This window comes from Streptomyces sp. NPDC003720, from assembly GCF_042875075.1.
GTDB lineage: Bacteria > Actinomycetota > Actinomycetes > Streptomycetales > Streptomycetaceae > Streptomyces.
The window spans coordinates 81,253-96,411 of sequence record NZ_JBIANZ010000002.1 but is presented as its reverse complement, the minus strand read 5'-3'; the positions used below and the strand labels follow the sequence as shown (position 1 = coordinate 96,411).

Annotated in this window: 16 protein-coding genes and 2 pseudogenes; 11 read left to right on the top strand and 7 right to left on the bottom strand. The window is 73.3% G+C overall.

Annotation, left to right across the window (positions count from 1 at the left end; genetic code table 11):
• Positions 1 to 23: 23 nt before the first annotated feature.
• Positions 24 to 404, bottom strand: coding sequence for a MerR family transcriptional regulator (locus tag ACFYU0_RS05890; protein WP_389298106.1), 381 nt, complete (start codon positions 402 to 404; stop codon positions 24 to 26).
• A gap of 88 nt (positions 405 to 492) precedes the next feature.
• Between ACFYU0_RS05890 and ACFYU0_RS05885 the strand changes: the two genes are divergently transcribed.
• From ACFYU0_RS05885 to ACFYU0_RS05860, 6 genes and pseudogenes are all read left to right on the top strand, one after another.
• Positions 493 to 975: a hypothetical protein gene (locus tag ACFYU0_RS05885; protein WP_389298888.1), complete on the top strand. Its 483-nt coding sequence runs from the start codon at positions 493 to 495 to the stop codon at positions 973 to 975.
• A 133-nt stretch (positions 976 to 1,108) separates the two neighbouring features.
• On the top strand, positions 1,109 to 1,879 hold the full coding sequence (locus ACFYU0_RS05880; RefSeq protein ID WP_351666495.1) for an isoprenyl transferase: 771 nt from the start codon (positions 1,109 to 1,111) through the stop codon (positions 1,877 to 1,879).
• Positions 1,880 to 1,942: 63 nt separating this feature from the next.
• Positions 1,943 to 2,335, top strand: a complete 393-nt coding sequence (locus tag ACFYU0_RS05875; RefSeq protein WP_389298104.1) for a RidA family protein — start codon at positions 1,943 to 1,945, stop codon at positions 2,333 to 2,335.
• 178 nt (positions 2,336 to 2,513) lie between these two features.
• Positions 2,514 to 3,275 (top strand): polysaccharide deacetylase family protein, encoded by a 762-nt coding sequence (locus ACFYU0_RS05870; protein WP_389298102.1) that lies wholly within the window; start codon positions 2,514 to 2,516, stop codon positions 3,273 to 3,275.
• A 140-nt stretch (positions 3,276 to 3,415) separates the two neighbouring features.
• A pseudogene (locus tag ACFYU0_RS05865) lies at positions 3,416 to 3,511 on the top strand.
• Positions 3,512 to 3,571: 60 nt separating this feature from the next.
• Positions 3,572 to 4,573 carry a phosphotransferase gene (locus ACFYU0_RS05860; protein ID WP_351666307.1) on the top strand — a complete coding sequence of 334 codons (1,002 nt, stop codon included), beginning with the start codon at positions 3,572 to 3,574 and terminating at the stop codon, positions 4,571 to 4,573.
• 229 nt (positions 4,574 to 4,802) lie between these two features.
• On the opposite strand, the gene ACFYU0_RS05855 is transcribed toward ACFYU0_RS05860, so the two are convergent.
• The 3 genes from ACFYU0_RS05855 to bla form a co-directional block, all read right to left on the bottom strand.
• Positions 4,803 to 5,693, bottom strand: a complete 891-nt coding sequence (locus ACFYU0_RS05855) for an SDR family oxidoreductase (protein ID WP_389298100.1) — start codon at positions 5,691 to 5,693, stop codon at positions 4,803 to 4,805.
• Positions 5,694 to 5,795: 102 nt separating this feature from the next.
• Positions 5,796 to 5,972, bottom strand: coding sequence for a hypothetical protein (locus ACFYU0_RS05850; RefSeq protein WP_389298098.1), 177 nt, complete (start codon positions 5,970 to 5,972; stop codon positions 5,796 to 5,798).
• 124 nt (positions 5,973 to 6,096) lie between these two features.
• Positions 6,097 to 7,017, bottom strand: coding sequence for a class A beta-lactamase (bla, locus tag ACFYU0_RS05845; protein ID WP_389298096.1), 921 nt, complete (start codon positions 7,015 to 7,017; stop codon positions 6,097 to 6,099).
• A 142-nt stretch (positions 7,018 to 7,159) separates the two neighbouring features.
• Between bla and ACFYU0_RS05840 the strand changes: the two genes are divergently transcribed.
• Together ACFYU0_RS05840 and ACFYU0_RS05835 are read left to right on the top strand one after the other, a co-directional pair.
• Complete coding sequence (locus ACFYU0_RS05840; protein ID WP_389298094.1) at positions 7,160 to 8,140, top strand: LysR family transcriptional regulator; 981 nt, start codon at positions 7,160 to 7,162, stop codon at positions 8,138 to 8,140.
• Positions 8,137 to 9,072 carry a serine hydrolase gene (locus ACFYU0_RS05835; protein WP_389298093.1) on the top strand — a complete coding sequence of 312 codons (936 nt, stop codon included), beginning with the start codon at positions 8,137 to 8,139 and terminating at the stop codon, positions 9,070 to 9,072. The genes ACFYU0_RS05840 and ACFYU0_RS05835 overlap by 4 nt, the downstream gene beginning before the upstream one ends.
• An 88-nt stretch (positions 9,073 to 9,160) precedes the next feature.
• Here the strand turns inward: ACFYU0_RS05835 and ACFYU0_RS05830 are convergent, their stop codons facing one another.
• The 3 genes from ACFYU0_RS05830 to ACFYU0_RS05820 all read right to left on the bottom strand — a co-directional run bounded on the left by ACFYU0_RS05830 (position 9,161) and on the right by ACFYU0_RS05820 (position 12,743).
• On the bottom strand, positions 9,161 to 9,763 hold the full coding sequence (locus ACFYU0_RS05830) for a hypothetical protein (RefSeq protein WP_351666295.1): 603 nt from the start codon (positions 9,761 to 9,763) through the stop codon (positions 9,161 to 9,163).
• Positions 9,764 to 10,016: 253 nt separating this feature from the next.
• Entirely contained in the window at positions 10,017 to 12,248 is a 2,232-nt protein-coding gene (katG, locus tag ACFYU0_RS05825; RefSeq protein WP_351666293.1) for a catalase/peroxidase HPI, read from the bottom strand.
• Between the two features lie 57 nt (positions 12,249 to 12,305).
• The gene (locus tag ACFYU0_RS05820; RefSeq protein WP_351666291.1) at positions 12,306 to 12,743 is read right to left on the bottom strand and encodes a Fur family transcriptional regulator; all 438 of its coding nucleotides are present in this window, start codon (positions 12,741 to 12,743) and stop codon (positions 12,306 to 12,308) included.
• A 290-nt stretch (positions 12,744 to 13,033) separates the two neighbouring features.
• On the opposite strand from ACFYU0_RS05820, the pseudogene ACFYU0_RS05815 reads away from it, so the two are divergent.
• From ACFYU0_RS05815 to ACFYU0_RS05805, 3 genes and pseudogenes are all read left to right on the top strand, one after another.
• A pseudogene (locus ACFYU0_RS05815) lies at positions 13,034 to 13,129 on the top strand.
• Positions 13,130 to 13,369: 240 nt separating this feature from the next.
• Entirely contained in the window at positions 13,370 to 14,557 is a 1,188-nt protein-coding gene (locus ACFYU0_RS05810) for an acyltransferase family protein (protein ID WP_389298090.1), read from the top strand.
• A 122-nt stretch (positions 14,558 to 14,679) separates the two neighbouring features.
• Positions 14,680 to 15,159 carry an SRPBCC family protein gene (locus ACFYU0_RS05805; RefSeq protein WP_351666287.1) on the top strand — a complete coding sequence of 160 codons (480 nt, stop codon included), beginning with the start codon at positions 14,680 to 14,682 and terminating at the stop codon, positions 15,157 to 15,159.

The following is a 15,159-nucleotide window of genomic DNA, read 5'->3' as shown; positions in this document are numbered from 1 at the left end:
CGGCGCGGAGCGGGCCGACGGCCTCAGCCGGCCGTCTCGCCGGCGGCCCCTCCGGCCGGCCGCAGGGGGCATCCGGTGCCCACGCGCGTGGCCAGGTCGGCCCTGAGGGCGGCCAGTTCGGCCATGCGGGCGTCGATGACCCGGATCTTCTCCTCGAGGAGCGCGGACAGCGCCGCGGCGGTGTCCGGCGCCTCGCGCAGTCGCTCGCCGGTCCGCGCGATCTCCGCCAGGGAGAACCCGAGCGCCTGCGCGGTGCGGACGTACTGGAGCCAGACCACCGCCTCGGGCGGGAAGTCCCGGTACCCGTTGGGCAGCCGCCGGCCCGCGACAAGACCGACCTTCTCGTAGAACCGGATCGTGTCTCTGGTCATGCCTGCCCGCGCGGCAAGCTCGCCGATGCGCATGCCCCTCCGCGGTAGGCCGGACTTGACCTTGGAGCGTACTCCACTGTTTAGCGTGAGGCATCTGCCACGAAACCCCCGTAGGAGCCTCATCGTGAACCCTCTTCGCACCCCCGCGCACCCCGCCTACCTCCGCGTCGTACGCGCGAGCGCCTGGTACGACCTGGTCGTCACGGCGGGCTTCGCGACTCCGTGGACCTACGCACCGGTACACGACGCGCTGTCGTCGGGCAGCCGGGCGCTGGGGTTCGGCGCCCTGCCCGAACCCGACGCCTGGCAGGTCCTGTTCGCCAACCTGATGGGCTCGGTGGTGGTCGTCTGGGCCGTTCTGCGCATCGTCAGGACGCTGCCGGAGCACGGACTGTTCGACGGCGCCGCGCGCACGCTGTTCGCGACGTGGCAGGCGTACGCACTGGCCCATGGCGCGTCGCGGCTCCTGTGGCTGTTCCTCGGCGTCGAGGTGGCGTTCGGCGTGCTCCAGCTCCTGCCGTGGAGGTGGGGCCGGAACGCGGGGTCCGTGCCCGACGGCGCGAGCCCGGCCGACGGACGCCCGCTCGACACGGCGAGTCGGTGACGGATCGCGAGTGACGCCCGGCGCAGCGGTCCCCCGGAACGCGGACTCCAGGGCTCCGCATGTGCCGCCGGCGGACGTGGGACTATCGTTGCGCCCTCTAACACGGCTTCGGAGAAAGGATGTCGGTGTGGCGATGAAGGCCTTGCGCGCGGCGTTGGAAGCGGTCTACGTACGGCGCCTCAACCGCAAGCTGGAGGGTCTCCCCCGGCCGCGGCACGTGGCGATCATGCTGGACGGCAACCGGCGCTGGGCCCGCGGCGCGGGACACAGCGACGTGCGCGAGGGCTACCGTGTCGGCGGCGCCAAGGTCACGGACTTCCTGCGCTGGTGCACCGACGCGGGGATCAAGCACGTCACGCTGTGGATGCTGTCCGACGACAACCTCCACCGGCCCGCCGACGAACTCGGCCCGCTGCTCGCCATAATCGAGGAGACCGTCCAGCGCATCTGCGCCCCCGGGGAGCCCTGGGAGATCGAGATCATCGGCGCGCTGGACCTGCTGCCCGGGAACACCGCCCGGGTCCTGAAGGAGGCCGCCTCGGGCACGGCCGGCCGGGGCGGGCTCAAGGTCGACGTCGCCGTGGGCTACGGCGGCCGCCGGGAGATCGTCGACGCCGTCAGGGCGGCCTTCGACAAGCACATCGGCGCCGGCGGCGATCCCCGGGACCTGGCCGCGGACTTCGACCTGGAGCACATCAGCGACAATCTGTACTCGCCGGCCGGGCACGACACCGACTTCATCATCCGCACCTCGGGCGAACAGCGGCTGTCCGGCTTCCTGCTGTGGCAGTCCGCCTACGCGGAAGTGCACTTCGTCGACGTCCTGTGGCCCGCCTTCCGCCAGATCGACCTGCTGCGCGCGCTGCGTTCGTACGCCGCCCGGGACCGCCGCTACGGCCGCTGACCGGACTCCGGGCGGCCGGGGCCGTGTTGGAGGGACCGGCGCGGGCCGTTTAGCGTGCGGCGCATGACGATACGACGTGCGATCCTCGGCGGTTCCGCCTTCGAGGAGCAGATCGGGTACGCCCGCGCCGTGGTGGACGGGGACCGGGTGCATGTGTCCGGGACGACCGGGTTCGACTACGCCACGATGACCATCTCCGACGACGTGGTGGAACAGGCCGAGCAGTGCCTGCGCAACATCGGGGCCGCGCTGGCCGAGGCCGGCTGCGGCTTCCCCGACGTGGTGCGGGTGCGCTACCTCCTGCCCGACCGCGCCGACTTCGAGCCCTGCTGGCCGGTGCTGCGCCGCCGCTTCGGCGAGGTCCGGCCGGCCGCGACGATGCTCGTGTGCGGTCTGGCCGACCCCCGTATGAAGATCGAGATCGAGGTGGACGCGCGCCGTCCGTCCACGGACTGACCCGGTCGCGGAATCACCCGGGTGCGCGGCGGACGGCCGTTCCCGTCCCGGGACTTCGCTCGTTGTCCCGGAAGCACCGCGGGATTGTCCTTGATCGGTAACAGCGGGATCCTCGGGCCGTTCCCGCCCGTCCTCACAGGTGCACGGAGACACCAACACGGCAGGATCGGGGCGGGACATGGCACGGCACGGCGGGCGGGGATGGTACGGCCGGGTGGTCGCGGCGGCGGTCGGGGTGACGGCGGTGGCCGCCGCGACCTCGGTGTGGACCGCGCAGGCCGGTCCCGCGGGCGGCGACCAGGCCGCGGCCAAGCCCGCCGCCGCGAAGGCGGCCGCCGTGTCCGCCGGCATCGTCCACGCCTCCGACGGCGGCGACCACGCGGTCAACATCACCATCGACGACGGCCCGGACCCGACCTGGACCCCTCAGGTGCTCCAGGTGCTGCGGGAGAACGGCGTGAAGGCGGTCTTCTGCATGGTCGGCCCCCAGGCCGAGGCCCACCCCGATCTCGTCAAGCAGGTGGTGGCGGCCGGACACCGGCTGTGCGACCACTCGGTCTCGCACGACACCGCCATGGACAAGAAGCCGCAGTCCTACCAGTCGGAGCAGATCCTCACCGCCGAACGCCAGATCACCAAGGCGTCCGGCGGTGTGCGCCCCCTGTACTACCGTGCCCCGGGCGGCGCCTTCACCCCCTACAGCCGGCACCTCGCGGCCTCCCACGGCATGCGGCCGCTCGGCTGGAACGTCGACTCCAAGGACTTCGAGCGGCCCGGCACCGAGGCCATCGTCGCCACCGTGCAGCAGGAAGTGCCCAACGGCCCCACCCTGCTCTTCCACGACGCCGGCGGTGACCGCTCGCAGACGGTTGCCGCCCTGCGGACCGTGCTGCCCTGGCTGAAGCAGCAGGGCTACTCCTTCGGTTTCCCGGTGCGCTGAACGGGACGGCGGGCGGCCACGGGATTCCCGGGCGGCGCGGCGCGGGGCCGGTCCGGGTGTCAGCGGAGGGTCAGGGCGCGGTCAGCGGGGCCTGGCAACGTAGTGGTCGTGAACGGCGCGGGAGACCGGGCCGGGAACAGGGAGAGGTGCCCGGAGTGGTTGATCGGGGACCAAGAGCACGTCTCGAGGTCGGGCCCCGCCAGGGGTCCACGCAGGTTCGAATCCTGCCCTCTCCGCCGCCGGCCGAACCGGAAAACCGCTGGCCGGCCGCGATGCGCCCGTGCTGGGATGACCTGATGCGAGATGTTGCGTCAGCGACCGTGGACCGAGGCGCGTACCCGGACGCGCCGACCCCCTGGGAGCAGGAGGACTGGCGGTCCGCGGCCCTCGGCTGGCTGGAGGACGGGCTCGCCGCCCACGGGCTGCGGATGTCCGGCGGTCTGCGGGTACGGCTGCGGCCGTGGTCCGTGCTGGTACGGGTCCCCGTGGCGGGCCGGGAGACGGTCTGGTTCAAGGCGAATCCGCCGGCCAGCGGTTTCGAGGGCGCCCTCACCGCGGCGCTCGCCCACTGGGTTCCGGGTGACGTCCTGGCGCCGCTGGCGATCGACGCCGGCCGGGGCTGGTCGCTGCTGCCCGACGGCGGCGCGCTGTTCCGGGACGTGCTCGAGCGGGAGCCCGTCGGGCCGGAGGCCTGGGAGGACCTGCTGCGCCAGTACGCGAGCATGCAGCACACGCTGGTCCCGCACGCGGGGGAACTCGGACGGCTGGGCGTGCCGAGTGCCCGCACCGGTGAAATGCCGTACCTCTTCGACGAGTTGCTGGCCGGCAGCCCGGCGCTGCGGCCGGACGAACGCACCCGGCTGGCGGAGCTGCGGCCCCGGCTGGCGGACTGGTGCGCCGAGCTTGCGGCCCTGGGGGTGCCCGACTCGCTCGACCATGTCGACCTGCACGACGGTCAGTTGTTCAACCCGGAGCCGGGCCGGTTCACCTTCTTCGACTGGGGCGACTCGGCCGTCTCCCACCCGTTCTGCAGCCTGCGGGTCCCGGCCCGCAAGGCCTGCGAACGGTACGGGCCCGGCGTCCTGCCGCGGCTGCGCGACGCCTACCTGGAGCCGTGGACGGGAGACGGCCGCACGACGGAGGAACTCCGGCGCGCGGTCCGTCTCTCCTGGCGGCTCAGCGCCCTGGGGCGGGCCCGGGCCTGGGGCGGTCTGTTCCCGTCCGCGGCCGAGGCCTCTCCCCTGACGGCCGAGAGCGCCCGCTCGCTGCTGGAACTCGCCGAGGAGCCCCCGCTCTAGGTCCTGTCGTCAGATTCCCGTCGTCCGCCCGGAGGGCGGGCCCTGCGGCGTCAGGTGCGTGCTCTGGGGGTCCCCCCGGCCGAAGGCTGGGGGAGTGCCGGGCCCTGGCCCTCGTACTGGATGTGCCCGGGTCTGGGCCCGGTGCGGCGAGAGTGCGTGCCGGGCGTCGTGACGCAGACGCGACTTCGCGGACACGGCCTAGCCGGGGACGCCGGGCCCCGTGCCCGGGTCAGGGCAGCGGGGTGCCGCCGGTCGCGTTGAGGATCTCGGCCGTGACGAAGCTCGCCTGGTCGGAGGCGAGATAGACGTACGCCGGAGCGAGTTCCGCGGGCTGGGCCGGGCGGCCGAGCGGGCTCTGCTTGCCGAACTCGGCCGTGTCGGGCAGCGTCGCCGGGATCAGCGGCGTCCACACGGGGCCGGGCGCGACCGCGTTGACCCGGATGCCGCGCTCGGCGACCATCTGGGCCAGCCCCTGGGTGAAGGTGACGATCGCGCCCTTGGTCATGGCGTAGTCGAGCAGGTGCGGGCTGGGCTTGTACGCCTGCACGGAGGTGGTGTTGATGACGCTGCCCCCGGCCGAGATGTGCGGCAGGGCGAACTTGGTGAGCCAGAACATGCCGTACAGGTTCGTGCGCAGCACCCGGTCGAACTGCTCGGTGCTGATCGCCTCGATCCCGTCCGGCTGGGACATCTGGTAGGCGGCGTTGTTCACCAGGACGTCGATGCGCCCGAACTCGTCGACCGCCCGCCCGATCAGCGCGCGGCACTCGCTCTCGTCCCGGATGTCGCAGGGCACGGCGACCGCCTTGCGGCCCGCGTCCTCGACCAGCCGGGCGGTCTCGCGTGCGTCGTCCTCCTCGTCGGCGAGGTGGGTGAACAGCACGTCGGCGCCCTCACGGGCGTAGGCCAGTGCGACCGCCCGGCCGATTCCGGAGTCACCGCCCGTGATCACGGTCTTGAGGCCGTTCAGACGCCCGGCGCCCCGGTAGGACTCCTCACCGTGGTCGGGCGGCGGATCCATCGGCCCGGTCCAGCCGGGGTGCGGCTGGTCCTGGGAGGGGAAGTCCGGCCGGGGGTGCCGGGTGGTCGGGTCGGGCTGCGGACTCTGCTTGTCCGTCACGGCGGCCTCCGTCGTCTCGTGCGGGCGGATCAGCCGACCGGGTTCCCCGATCATCCCGCCCGAAAGCCCCGGGCCTGCACGGATCGCGGCCGGACCGGCGGCTCAGCCCTGGCCGGCCCGCCGGTCCGGGGTGCGCAGCAGTTCCCTGCGGGCGTTGTTGCAGATCCGCAGCAGGTGCTTGGACACCGCGCAGGGCACGGTGTCCACGTGGCACTGGCGGCAGGTCCGCATGTGCTGCTCGTACGTGAGACGCGCGTTCTCGAAGGCTTCAGAGGACATGGACTTCTCCGGGCGGAGCACGTCCGCCGGACGTGCAAACTGACTGACTGGTACAACCGGGAGAAGATCATCACGTTACTGGCGGTAGTGGAAAATCGCGGCCGGCGGGCCGGAAGGGGCCGCCCTACTCGCCGGGGGCCAGGGCGTCGGCCAGGACGGCGGCCGCCTCGCGGATCAGCCCGCTGTCGACGGGCGCGTCCCTGGTGTCCTTCGTGGACAGCACGGTGAGCACCAGGGGCGTCCCCCGGGTGGTCCAGGCGACGCCGATGTCGTTGGCGGTCGCGTACTCGCCGGTGCCCGTCTTGTCCGCGAGGACCCAGCCCCGCGGCAGTCCGGCGCCGAACCGCTCGCCGCTGGTGGTGTTGCCCTTCAGCCAGGTGAGGAGCCGCTCGCGGTCGGCGCGGGCCAGCACCCGCCCGAGGGTCAGCCGCTGGAAGCTGCCGCCGAGGGCTTCCGGCGTGGTGGTGTCACGCGGGTCGCCGGGGACGGCGGTGTTGAGGTCGGTCTCCCAGCGGTCGAGCCGGCTCACCCGGTCCCCGAGCGACCGGAAGAACCGGGTGAGCCCCTGCGGGCCGCCGATCTGACGCAGCAGCAGGTTCCCCGCCGTGTTGTCGCTGTACCGGATCGCGGCGGCACACAGCTCGTCCACGGTCATCCCCGTGTCCAGACGCGCTTTCGCATGGTCGGAGTTGGCGAGGATGTCGTTCGGCGGATAGTGGACGACCTTGTCGAGCGGTGCGCAGTCGGCGTGGTCGCGCAGCACGGCGGCGGCGGCGAACGCCTTGAACGTCGAGCACATCGCGAACGGCTCCGCGGCCCGGTACACCACGGTGCGGCCGGTGCGCGCGTTCCGGGCGTGCACACCGAGCCGCGCGCCGTACCGCCGCTCCAGCTCGGCGAACCGGTCGCGGAGGTGTGCTGATCGGGCGTTCGGGGCCGCCGAGGCGGGGGCGGACGTCAGAGCTGGGGCCACCGCTGCGGCGGCGGTGAGGGCGATGCCCGCCTTGAACAGGCGGCGGCGCGGCGTCGGAACGGCACTCGTCATTGTGCGGAGTTCTCCCGAGTTCGTCGGTGATGGGGCGTCGGCTCGGTGGATCTTCGTCGACCGGGACAGCGAAACAGCGGGACACCACTCATGTCCAAGAGTGAACTTTGAAGGTCCCATACCCAATTGATATGACTGCTGGATGGATCTCCTCGCGCATCTCGAGGCGTTTGTCGCCACCATGGACGAGACGAGCTTCTCGCGCGCGGCCGACCGGCTCGGCATCGCCCAGCCGCTCCTCAGCCGCCGCATCAAGACGCTGGAGGCCCACTTCGGCGGCCTGCTGTTCGACCGCTCCCGGCGGCAGGTCGCGACGACGGAGCTGGGCATGCTGCTGCTCCCCTACGCGCAGGACGTCCTGGACCGGACCCAGCGGCTCCAACAGGTCGCCCGGGCCGCCCGGCGGACCCAGGCACGGGCCGTGGGGGTGCCCGCCGACCGGGCGCCGGCGGCCCTGGCACGGATCATCCGCGCCGGGGCGGACCGCGGCTTCACGCTCGCGGTGCGCGAACTGCCGCCCCACGAGCGGGCGGCCCGGCTGGCGGACGGCTCGCTCGCGTACGCGCTGCTGCGCGTCCCGCCCGAGCACGCCGCCCACCGGGTGCCGCTCGGCCTGGCCGGCGCGCCGCCCCTCGGGGCGGAGCGGCCGGCGCACGCGGTGGGCCGGGGGCACCCGGTCCACCTGGAGGATCTGCGACCGCGCCGCCGCGCCGTCACCCGGGAGCGGATCGACCCCCTGCCGATCCTGACCCTGACGGAGGACGAGGTGCCCGACGCGTGGGACCGGCTGGTCCGCGCGGCGGCCCGCTCAGGGCTGCCCGAGCGGCTGGTGCGGCCGGCCGGCCCTGCGGCCACCGCGCTCGCCGAGACGCTGGCCGGCCGGGCGACGCTGCTGTGCGACGAGCCCTTCGCGCGGCGGCACGGCGCCGACTGGGCGCCGCTGGCCGACACCTCGCTGCACCGGGGGTACGACGTGCGGGGCACCCCGCGTCAGCGGGGCGGCTCCGTGCCGGAGTGGCTGGCCGCGGTGCTGGCCGCCGCGGCCGGCACCGGGACCGCCGTACGCGCCGCCGGGCGGCCGGAGGCCGCGGACGCTCCGGCGCGGCTGGCGGCACGCGGATGACCGGGGACACGGCGCACCGGCCGGCGCAGTTCCGCGGCGACGGCCCCCTCCTGGACGTCGCCGAGGAGATCGCCCGGGACTGGGCGGCACTCGGCGTGCGCGGCGCGTTCCTCGCCCGCGACATCGACTCCGGCGAGCAGCTCGGCTTCGACACCGAGGAGCCGTTCCCCCTGGCGTCCGTGGTGAAGGTGCCGTTCGCGCTGGTCGTGCTGGACCTGATCGCGGTCGGCGACCTGGACCCGGCCCTTGCGGTGACGGTCGACCCGGCCGCCGGCAGCGTCGGCCCCACCGGCATCGCGGCGTTCCGCCACCCGGTCACGGTGGCCGTAGGCGACCTGCTCCTGCTCATGCTCTCGGTGAGTGACAACGCGGCCGCGGACGCGCTGTTCGACCTGGTGCCGGTCGCCGACGCCGACGCCCGGCTGCGGGCCTGGGGCTGCGCCGGCATCCGGATACGGCACCGCATGAACCACATGTACGAGTGCGCCGCCGGCGCCGCGGGCAACGACTTCTCCCTCGCCCTGGAACTCGCCGTCCGCGACGAGCGGGCGGGACGGCACACCATCGAGACGCTCGACCCCGCGCACGCCAACCTCGGCACCGCCTCGGCGCTCACCGGCCTGCTGGGGCGGGTGTGGCGCGACGAGGTGGCGCACCCCAGCGCCACGGCCGAGCTGCGGCGGCTGATGGGCCATCAGGTGTTCACGCAGCGGCTGGCGAGCGAACTGCGCGCCGACAGTCTGCGGCTGAGCGGGAAAACGGGCACGTTCCTGCATCTGCGGCACGAGATCGGCGTGATCGAGGCCGACTCGGGCGCCCGGGTGGCCGTCGCCGCGCTCACCCGGGCGGACCGGCGGGCGGCGCAGGCGCCGGACATCGACCTGGCGATCGGAATCGGCGCCCGTCAGGCGTTCGAGGCGCTGCGCGGGTGAGGCCGCCCGGGACGCGGCATCGAGGGATGGCGTCGGATGCGGTGATCGCCGGGAGGGTGCGCAGGGCGCGACGGCTGCGGTGGGGGTCTCAGCCCCGGCCGCCGCTGAAGTTGCGCCACTCCGGGCCGACGCGCTTCCACTCCTCGTCCCATTCGGCCAGCCTGCGTCGCACCAGCGCGTTGCGGACCAGCCAGCCGCCGGCCCACACCGTCGTGCCGGTGACCTGGGCGACCAGGGCGCCGGTGAGGAGCGTCTGCAGCATGGCCTCGGCCGCCGAGGCGGGCGCGGGCACCGCCCGGCCCGTGCGGTCCGTCCACACCGTGACCTGGGTTCCGGCGGCGGCGCCCGGCAGGACCTTCGTCCGGTCCATGTGCACCTTGCCGTCCGGGCCGGTCCAGCGGGCCGTGGCCCAGACCCGGCCGTCGTCGTAGCCGCTGCCGGCGGCCGGGGTCTTCATCGCGCCGTCGGTGAGGACCGCGGAGACGGCGTGCACCTCGGCCCGCCGCGCGGTCAGCGTCGAGTCCACGGAGTGCGCGGCCGCCCAGCCCCCGAGGACGGCGCCGAGCACGGCGAGGATCCAGGTGGCGAGCACCACCCAGCCCTCGACGATGTCGCTGTGCCGGCGCAGTGGGTTGCGCCGCCAGCGCCACAGCCGGTCGCGGGTCACCGTCGTGGGAGGTGTCCGAGTCATCGGCCGCCGCCTCCTCTCGCCTGCCGGCGGCCGCGCGCCGGGGCGCGCGGGCCCGCTCGGCGTCCGGAGGATCCGGATCGGGATCCGGATCGCCACCTCACCATCGTGCACCCCGACCGCCGCGACCGCAGTACCGGCGACGGTCTTCGTCGCCGGACCCTTCGCGGACGGGCAGGCGCGGGCCCGCGCCGGCACGGGCGAGGGCGCCCGGTCCGGCCCGTGCGGGCCGGGCCGGACGCCCTCGGCGGGTCGGTCAGGCCAGGTCGAACCGGTCGAGGTTCATGACCTTGTCCCAGGCGGCGACGAAGTCCTTCACGAACTTCTCCTTCGCGTCGTCGCCCGCGTAGACCTCGGCGAGCGCGCGCAGCTCGGAGTTCGAGCCGAAGACCAGGTCGGCGCGGCTGCCGGCCCACTTCACCTCGCCCGTGGCGGCGTCCCTGCCCTCGAACGTGGTCTGGTCCTCGGTGGTCGCGGACCAGGTCGTGCCCAGGTCGAGCAGGTTGACGAAGAAGTCGTTCGTCAGCGAGCCGGGCGTCTTGGTGAAGATGCCGAGCTGGGAACCCTCGGCGCCCACGCCCAGCACGCGCAGGCCGCCGACCAGGACGGTCGTCTCGGGGGCGCTCAGCGTCAGCAGGTTGGCCCGGTCCAGCAGCAGGAACTCGGCGGGCAGGCGGTTGCCCTTGCCGAGGTAGTTGCGGAAGCCGTCCGCGGTCGGCTCCAGGGCCTCGAAGGACTCGGCGTCGGTGTGCTCCTCGCCGGCGTCGACCCGGCCGGGCGTGAAGGGCACCTCGACCTGGAAGCCGCCCTCCTTCGCGGCCTTCTCCACGGCCGCGACACCGCCGAGGACGATGAGGTCGGCGAGGGAGACCCGCTTGGCGCCGGAGGAGGCGTTGAACTCCTGCTGGACGCTCTCCAGCGTGCGCAGCACCAGGGCGAGCTGGTCGGGCTGGTTGACCTCCCAGCCGCGCTGCGGCTCGAGGCGGATGCGGGCGCCGTTGGCGCCGCCGCGCTTGTCGCTGCCGCGGAAGGTGGAGGCGGACGCCCAGGCGGTGGTGACGAGCTGGGAGACGGTCAGGCCCGAGTCGAGCAGCTTGGTCTTGAGGGCCGCGATGTCGGCGTCGTCGATCAGCTCGCCCTCGCGCTCCGGCAGCGGGTCCTGCCAGAGCAGGGTCTCCTCCGGAACCTCCGGGCCGAGGTAGAGCGACTTCGGGCCCATGTCGCGGTGGGTCAGCTTGTACCAGGCGCGGGCGAAGGCGTCCGCGAACTCCTGCGGGTTCTCGTGGAAGCGGCGGGAGATCGGCTCGTAGATCGGGTCGAAGCGCAGCGCCAGGTCGGTGGTGAGCATCGACGGGGCGATCCTCTTCGAGGAGTCGTGGGCGTGCGGGACGGTGCCCTCGCCCGCGCCGTCCTTCGGCTTCCACTGCTTGGCGCCGGCCGGGGACTCGGTCAGCTCCCACTCGTAGCCGAAGAGGTTGTCGAAGAAGCCGTTGCTCCACCGGGTGGGCGTGGAGGTCCAGGTGACCTCGAGGCCGGAGGTGATGGCGTCGGCGCCCTTGCCGGTGCCGTAGCTGCTCCGCCAGCCCAGGCCCTGCTCCTCGAAGCCGGCCGCCTCCGGGTCGGGGCCGACGTGGTCGGCGGGGCCGGCGCCGTGGGTCTTGCCGAAGGTGTGGCCGCCGGCGATCAGGGCGACGGTCTCCTCGTCGTTCATGGCCATGCGGCGGAACGTCTCACGGATGTCGCGGGCCGCGGCGATCGGGTCCGGGTTGCCGTTGGGGCCCTCCGGGTTGACGTAGATCAGGCCCATCTGGACGGCGCCGAGCGGGTTCTCCAGCTCGCGGTCGCCGCTGTAGCGCTTGTCGTCCAGCCAGGTGGTCTCGGGACCCCAGTAGACGTCCTCCTCCGGCTCCCACACGTCCTCGCGGCCGCCGGCGAAGCCGAAGGTCTCGAAGCCCATGGACTCCAGGGCGACGTTGCCGGCGAGCACCAGCAGGTCGGCCCAGGACAGGCTCTGGCCGTACTTCTTCTTGACCGGCCACAGCAGCCGGCGGGCCTTGTCCAGGTTGGCGTTGTCGGGCCAGCTGTTCAGCGGGGCGAAGCGCTGCTGGCCGGCGCCGGCGCCGCCGCGGCCGTCGCTGATGCGGTAGGTGCCCGCGCTGTGCCAGGCCATCCGGATGATGAAGGGGCCGTAGTTCCCGAAGTCGGCCGGCCACCAGTCCTGGGAGGTGGTGAGCACCTCGGCGATGTCCTGCTTCACGGCCGGCAGGTCCAGGGACTTGAACGCCTCGGCGTAGTCGAAGTCCGCGCCCAGCGGGTTGGCGACGGCCGGGTTCTTGGCAAGGATCTTCAGGTTGAGCCGCTCCGGCCACCACTGACGGTTGCCGCCACCCTGGGTCGGGTGCAGGGCCCGCCCGTGCGCGACGGGGCAGCCGCCGCTCGGCTCCTCCGACTTCGCGTCTGTGACGATCGCGTCGTGGTTCTCAGTCATGGCAATCCTTCCGAACGGAACGGAACTCTGTGCTCAGGAACTCAGGAACTCGAAAACTCAGGAGATACGGCCGGTGGAGCAGTCGGGGCAGGTGCCCCAGTAGACGACCTCGGCCTCGTCGATCGAGAAGCCGCGGTCGTCGGACGCGGTGAGGCAGGGCGCCTCGCCGGCCGCGCAGTCGACGTCGGCGAGGGCACCGCACGACCGGCACACGATGTGGTGGTGGTTGTCGCCGACGCGTCCTTCGAACCGGGCGGGGCTGCCGGCCGGCTCGATCCGCCGTACGAGGCCCGCCGCCGTCATCGCGTGCAGTGCCTCGTAGACGGCTTGCAGGGAGATGTGGCCCACACGGTCGCGGACCCCGGACGCGATCGCCTCGACGCCGAGGTGGTCACCGTCCCGGACTGTCTCCAGGAGCGCGACCCGGGCCGCCGTCACGCGCAGGCCGGCACCGCGCAGTTCCTCGGCGGTGGTCGGAGCACCGGATGCGGTCATGGGCCGAACCTACCCCTGTAAACACGAAGGGTTCAAGAAAACGAACGATGCAATTCTGGCTACTCGGCGACGCCCGGTGTTCGCCTGCGCGTGGTTTCGCCCGGCATCGCCCGGGACGTCGTGTGAACGCATCTTGTGGCCGCACGGCCCGCCGGGCGGCGCGCCGAGCCGACGGGTCCTCCGAACGGGTGAGCGCGGGTCGGCCGGCGTCAGCGGAGGGTCAGGGCGCGGTCAGCGGGGCCTGGCAACGTAGTGGTCGTGAACGGCGCGGGAGACCGGGCCGGGAACAGGGAGAGGTGCCCGGAGTGGTTGATCGGGGACCAAGAGCACGTCTCGAGGTCGGGCCCCGCCAGGGGCCCACGCAGGTTCGAATCCTGCCCTCTCCGCCGCTGTGCGCGCGACCGGCCTTCGGCCGTCGAAACGAGGCGCACCCCGCTTCGACGGTGGACCACACGGATCACGGGCCTGTCACTCGTAGGGATGCCCGGCGGCGGCCGTCCGTGGCATACGGCGGACCCGTTCGTCCGGCAGCAGTGTGATGTTCGCGACGTGGTGTGAATGCGGAGGGGCGACCGGGCAAGGGTCCCCTTTATGCCCCACGCGACCCCTCTGCGGCAGGTGATGTGATGACCACGGCGACGACCCGGTCCACCCGGACGCCGCCCGCACGGACCGGTGGGACCGGAGCCGGCTCCGCCCCGCCGGCCGCCCGGCCCGCCCTGCCGTCCCTGACCGGGCTGCGCTGGGTCGCGGCACTGCTGGTCTTCGGGCTGCACGTGAACAACTTCGGCTACTTCGGCGGCGAGCCCGGCCGTATCGTCCTGTGGGGCTTCGGGGCGGGCGCCACGGGTGTGTCGTTCTTCTTCGTGCTGTCCGGATTCGTGCTGACGTGGTCCGCGCGGCCCCACGACCGCGCACCGGCCTTCTGGCGGCGGCGGATCGCCCGCGTCTACCCGGTGCACGTGGTCACCCTGGGCATCGCGCTGCTCATGGCGTACACGCTGCCCCGCCAGCCGAGACCGTCCTCCGGGCAGGCGCTGTCCAACCTGCTGCTGGTGCACTCGTGGTGGCGCCCCTGGTGGCAGACGCTGAACCCGGTGAGCTGGTCGCTGGCCTGCGAGGCGTTCTTCTACGCCGCGTTCCCGCTGCTGTTCCTGCTGCTGCGCCGGCTGGGCGCCCGGGGCGCGGCGGTGCTGGGCGTGCTGTCGGTGGTGGCGGTGCTGGTGCTGGCCCGGGCGGACGCCCACCACTGGACCGAGCAGGCCCTGTACTCGATGCCCGCCGCCCGGCTGCCGGAGTTCGTACTCGGCGCCGTCACGGCCCGGCTGGTACTGCTGGGCCGGTGGCGCGGGCCCGGCCTCGAGGCCGCCCTGGCGCTGGCGGTCATCGGCTACTTCCTGGTGCCCCAGGTCACGCCCGGCTACTCGGCCACCGTCTGCACCATCGCCGGGTTCGCCCTGCTCATCCCGGCCGCGGCCGTCGCGGACCTGCGCGGCCTGCCCTCCCTGTGGCGGCGCCGGCGGCTGGTGCGGCTCGGGGAGCTGTCGTTCGCCTTCTACATGGTCCACCTGCTGGTCCTGCGCGCGGGCACCCAACTGCTCGGTACGAAGCCGCACTTCGGCCTGCTGGCGGGCCTCGCGGTGACGGCGGTCGCCTTCGCCGTGTCGCTCGCGCTGTCCTGGGTGCTGTACGAGGCGGTGGAGCGGCCCGCCAGACGCCTGCTGCTGCGCGGGCGGCGCGCCGGCCGCGAGTCGCGGGAGCCGCACGAACCGGTCGCCGGAGGCCGGGAGGCGCCGGCGCCGGCCCGGGACTGACGGGCGCCGCCCGCGTCCGCGCCCGGCCCTCGTGTCACCCGATCGCGGGATCGTGTGCATGACTTGGCGGCAAACAGGAACCCGCTCCTCGTACAGCCGACGAGAACGAGAGGTGTTCCTGTATGTCGCAGGTCGAGGAATCCGTGCGGGTCGGCGTCCCGGTGCGCACCGCCTACAACCAGTGGACCCAGTTCGAGACGTTCCCCGAGTTCATGGAGGGGGTGGAGCGCATCGAGCAGCGCACCGACTCCCTCACCCACTGGGTGACCAACGTCGGCGGGGTGCGCAGGGAGTTCGACGCCGCGATCACGGAGCAGCGGCCGGACGAGCGGGTCGCCTGGACCACCGTCGACGGCGAGGCCAAGCAGGCCGGCGTCGTCACCTTCCACCGCATCGACGACTCCACCACGAAGGTCATGCTGCAGCTGGAGTTCGAACCCGAGGGACTCGCCGAGACGGTCGGCGACAAGCTCGGCGTGGTCAAGCGGCGGGTCTCCGGTGATCTCCACCGGTTCAAGGACTTCATCGAGCAGCGCGGCGGCCGGGAGACCGGGGCGTGGCGCGGCGAGATGGGCGGTCCGGGCGGCGGCGGGGCGATCTGA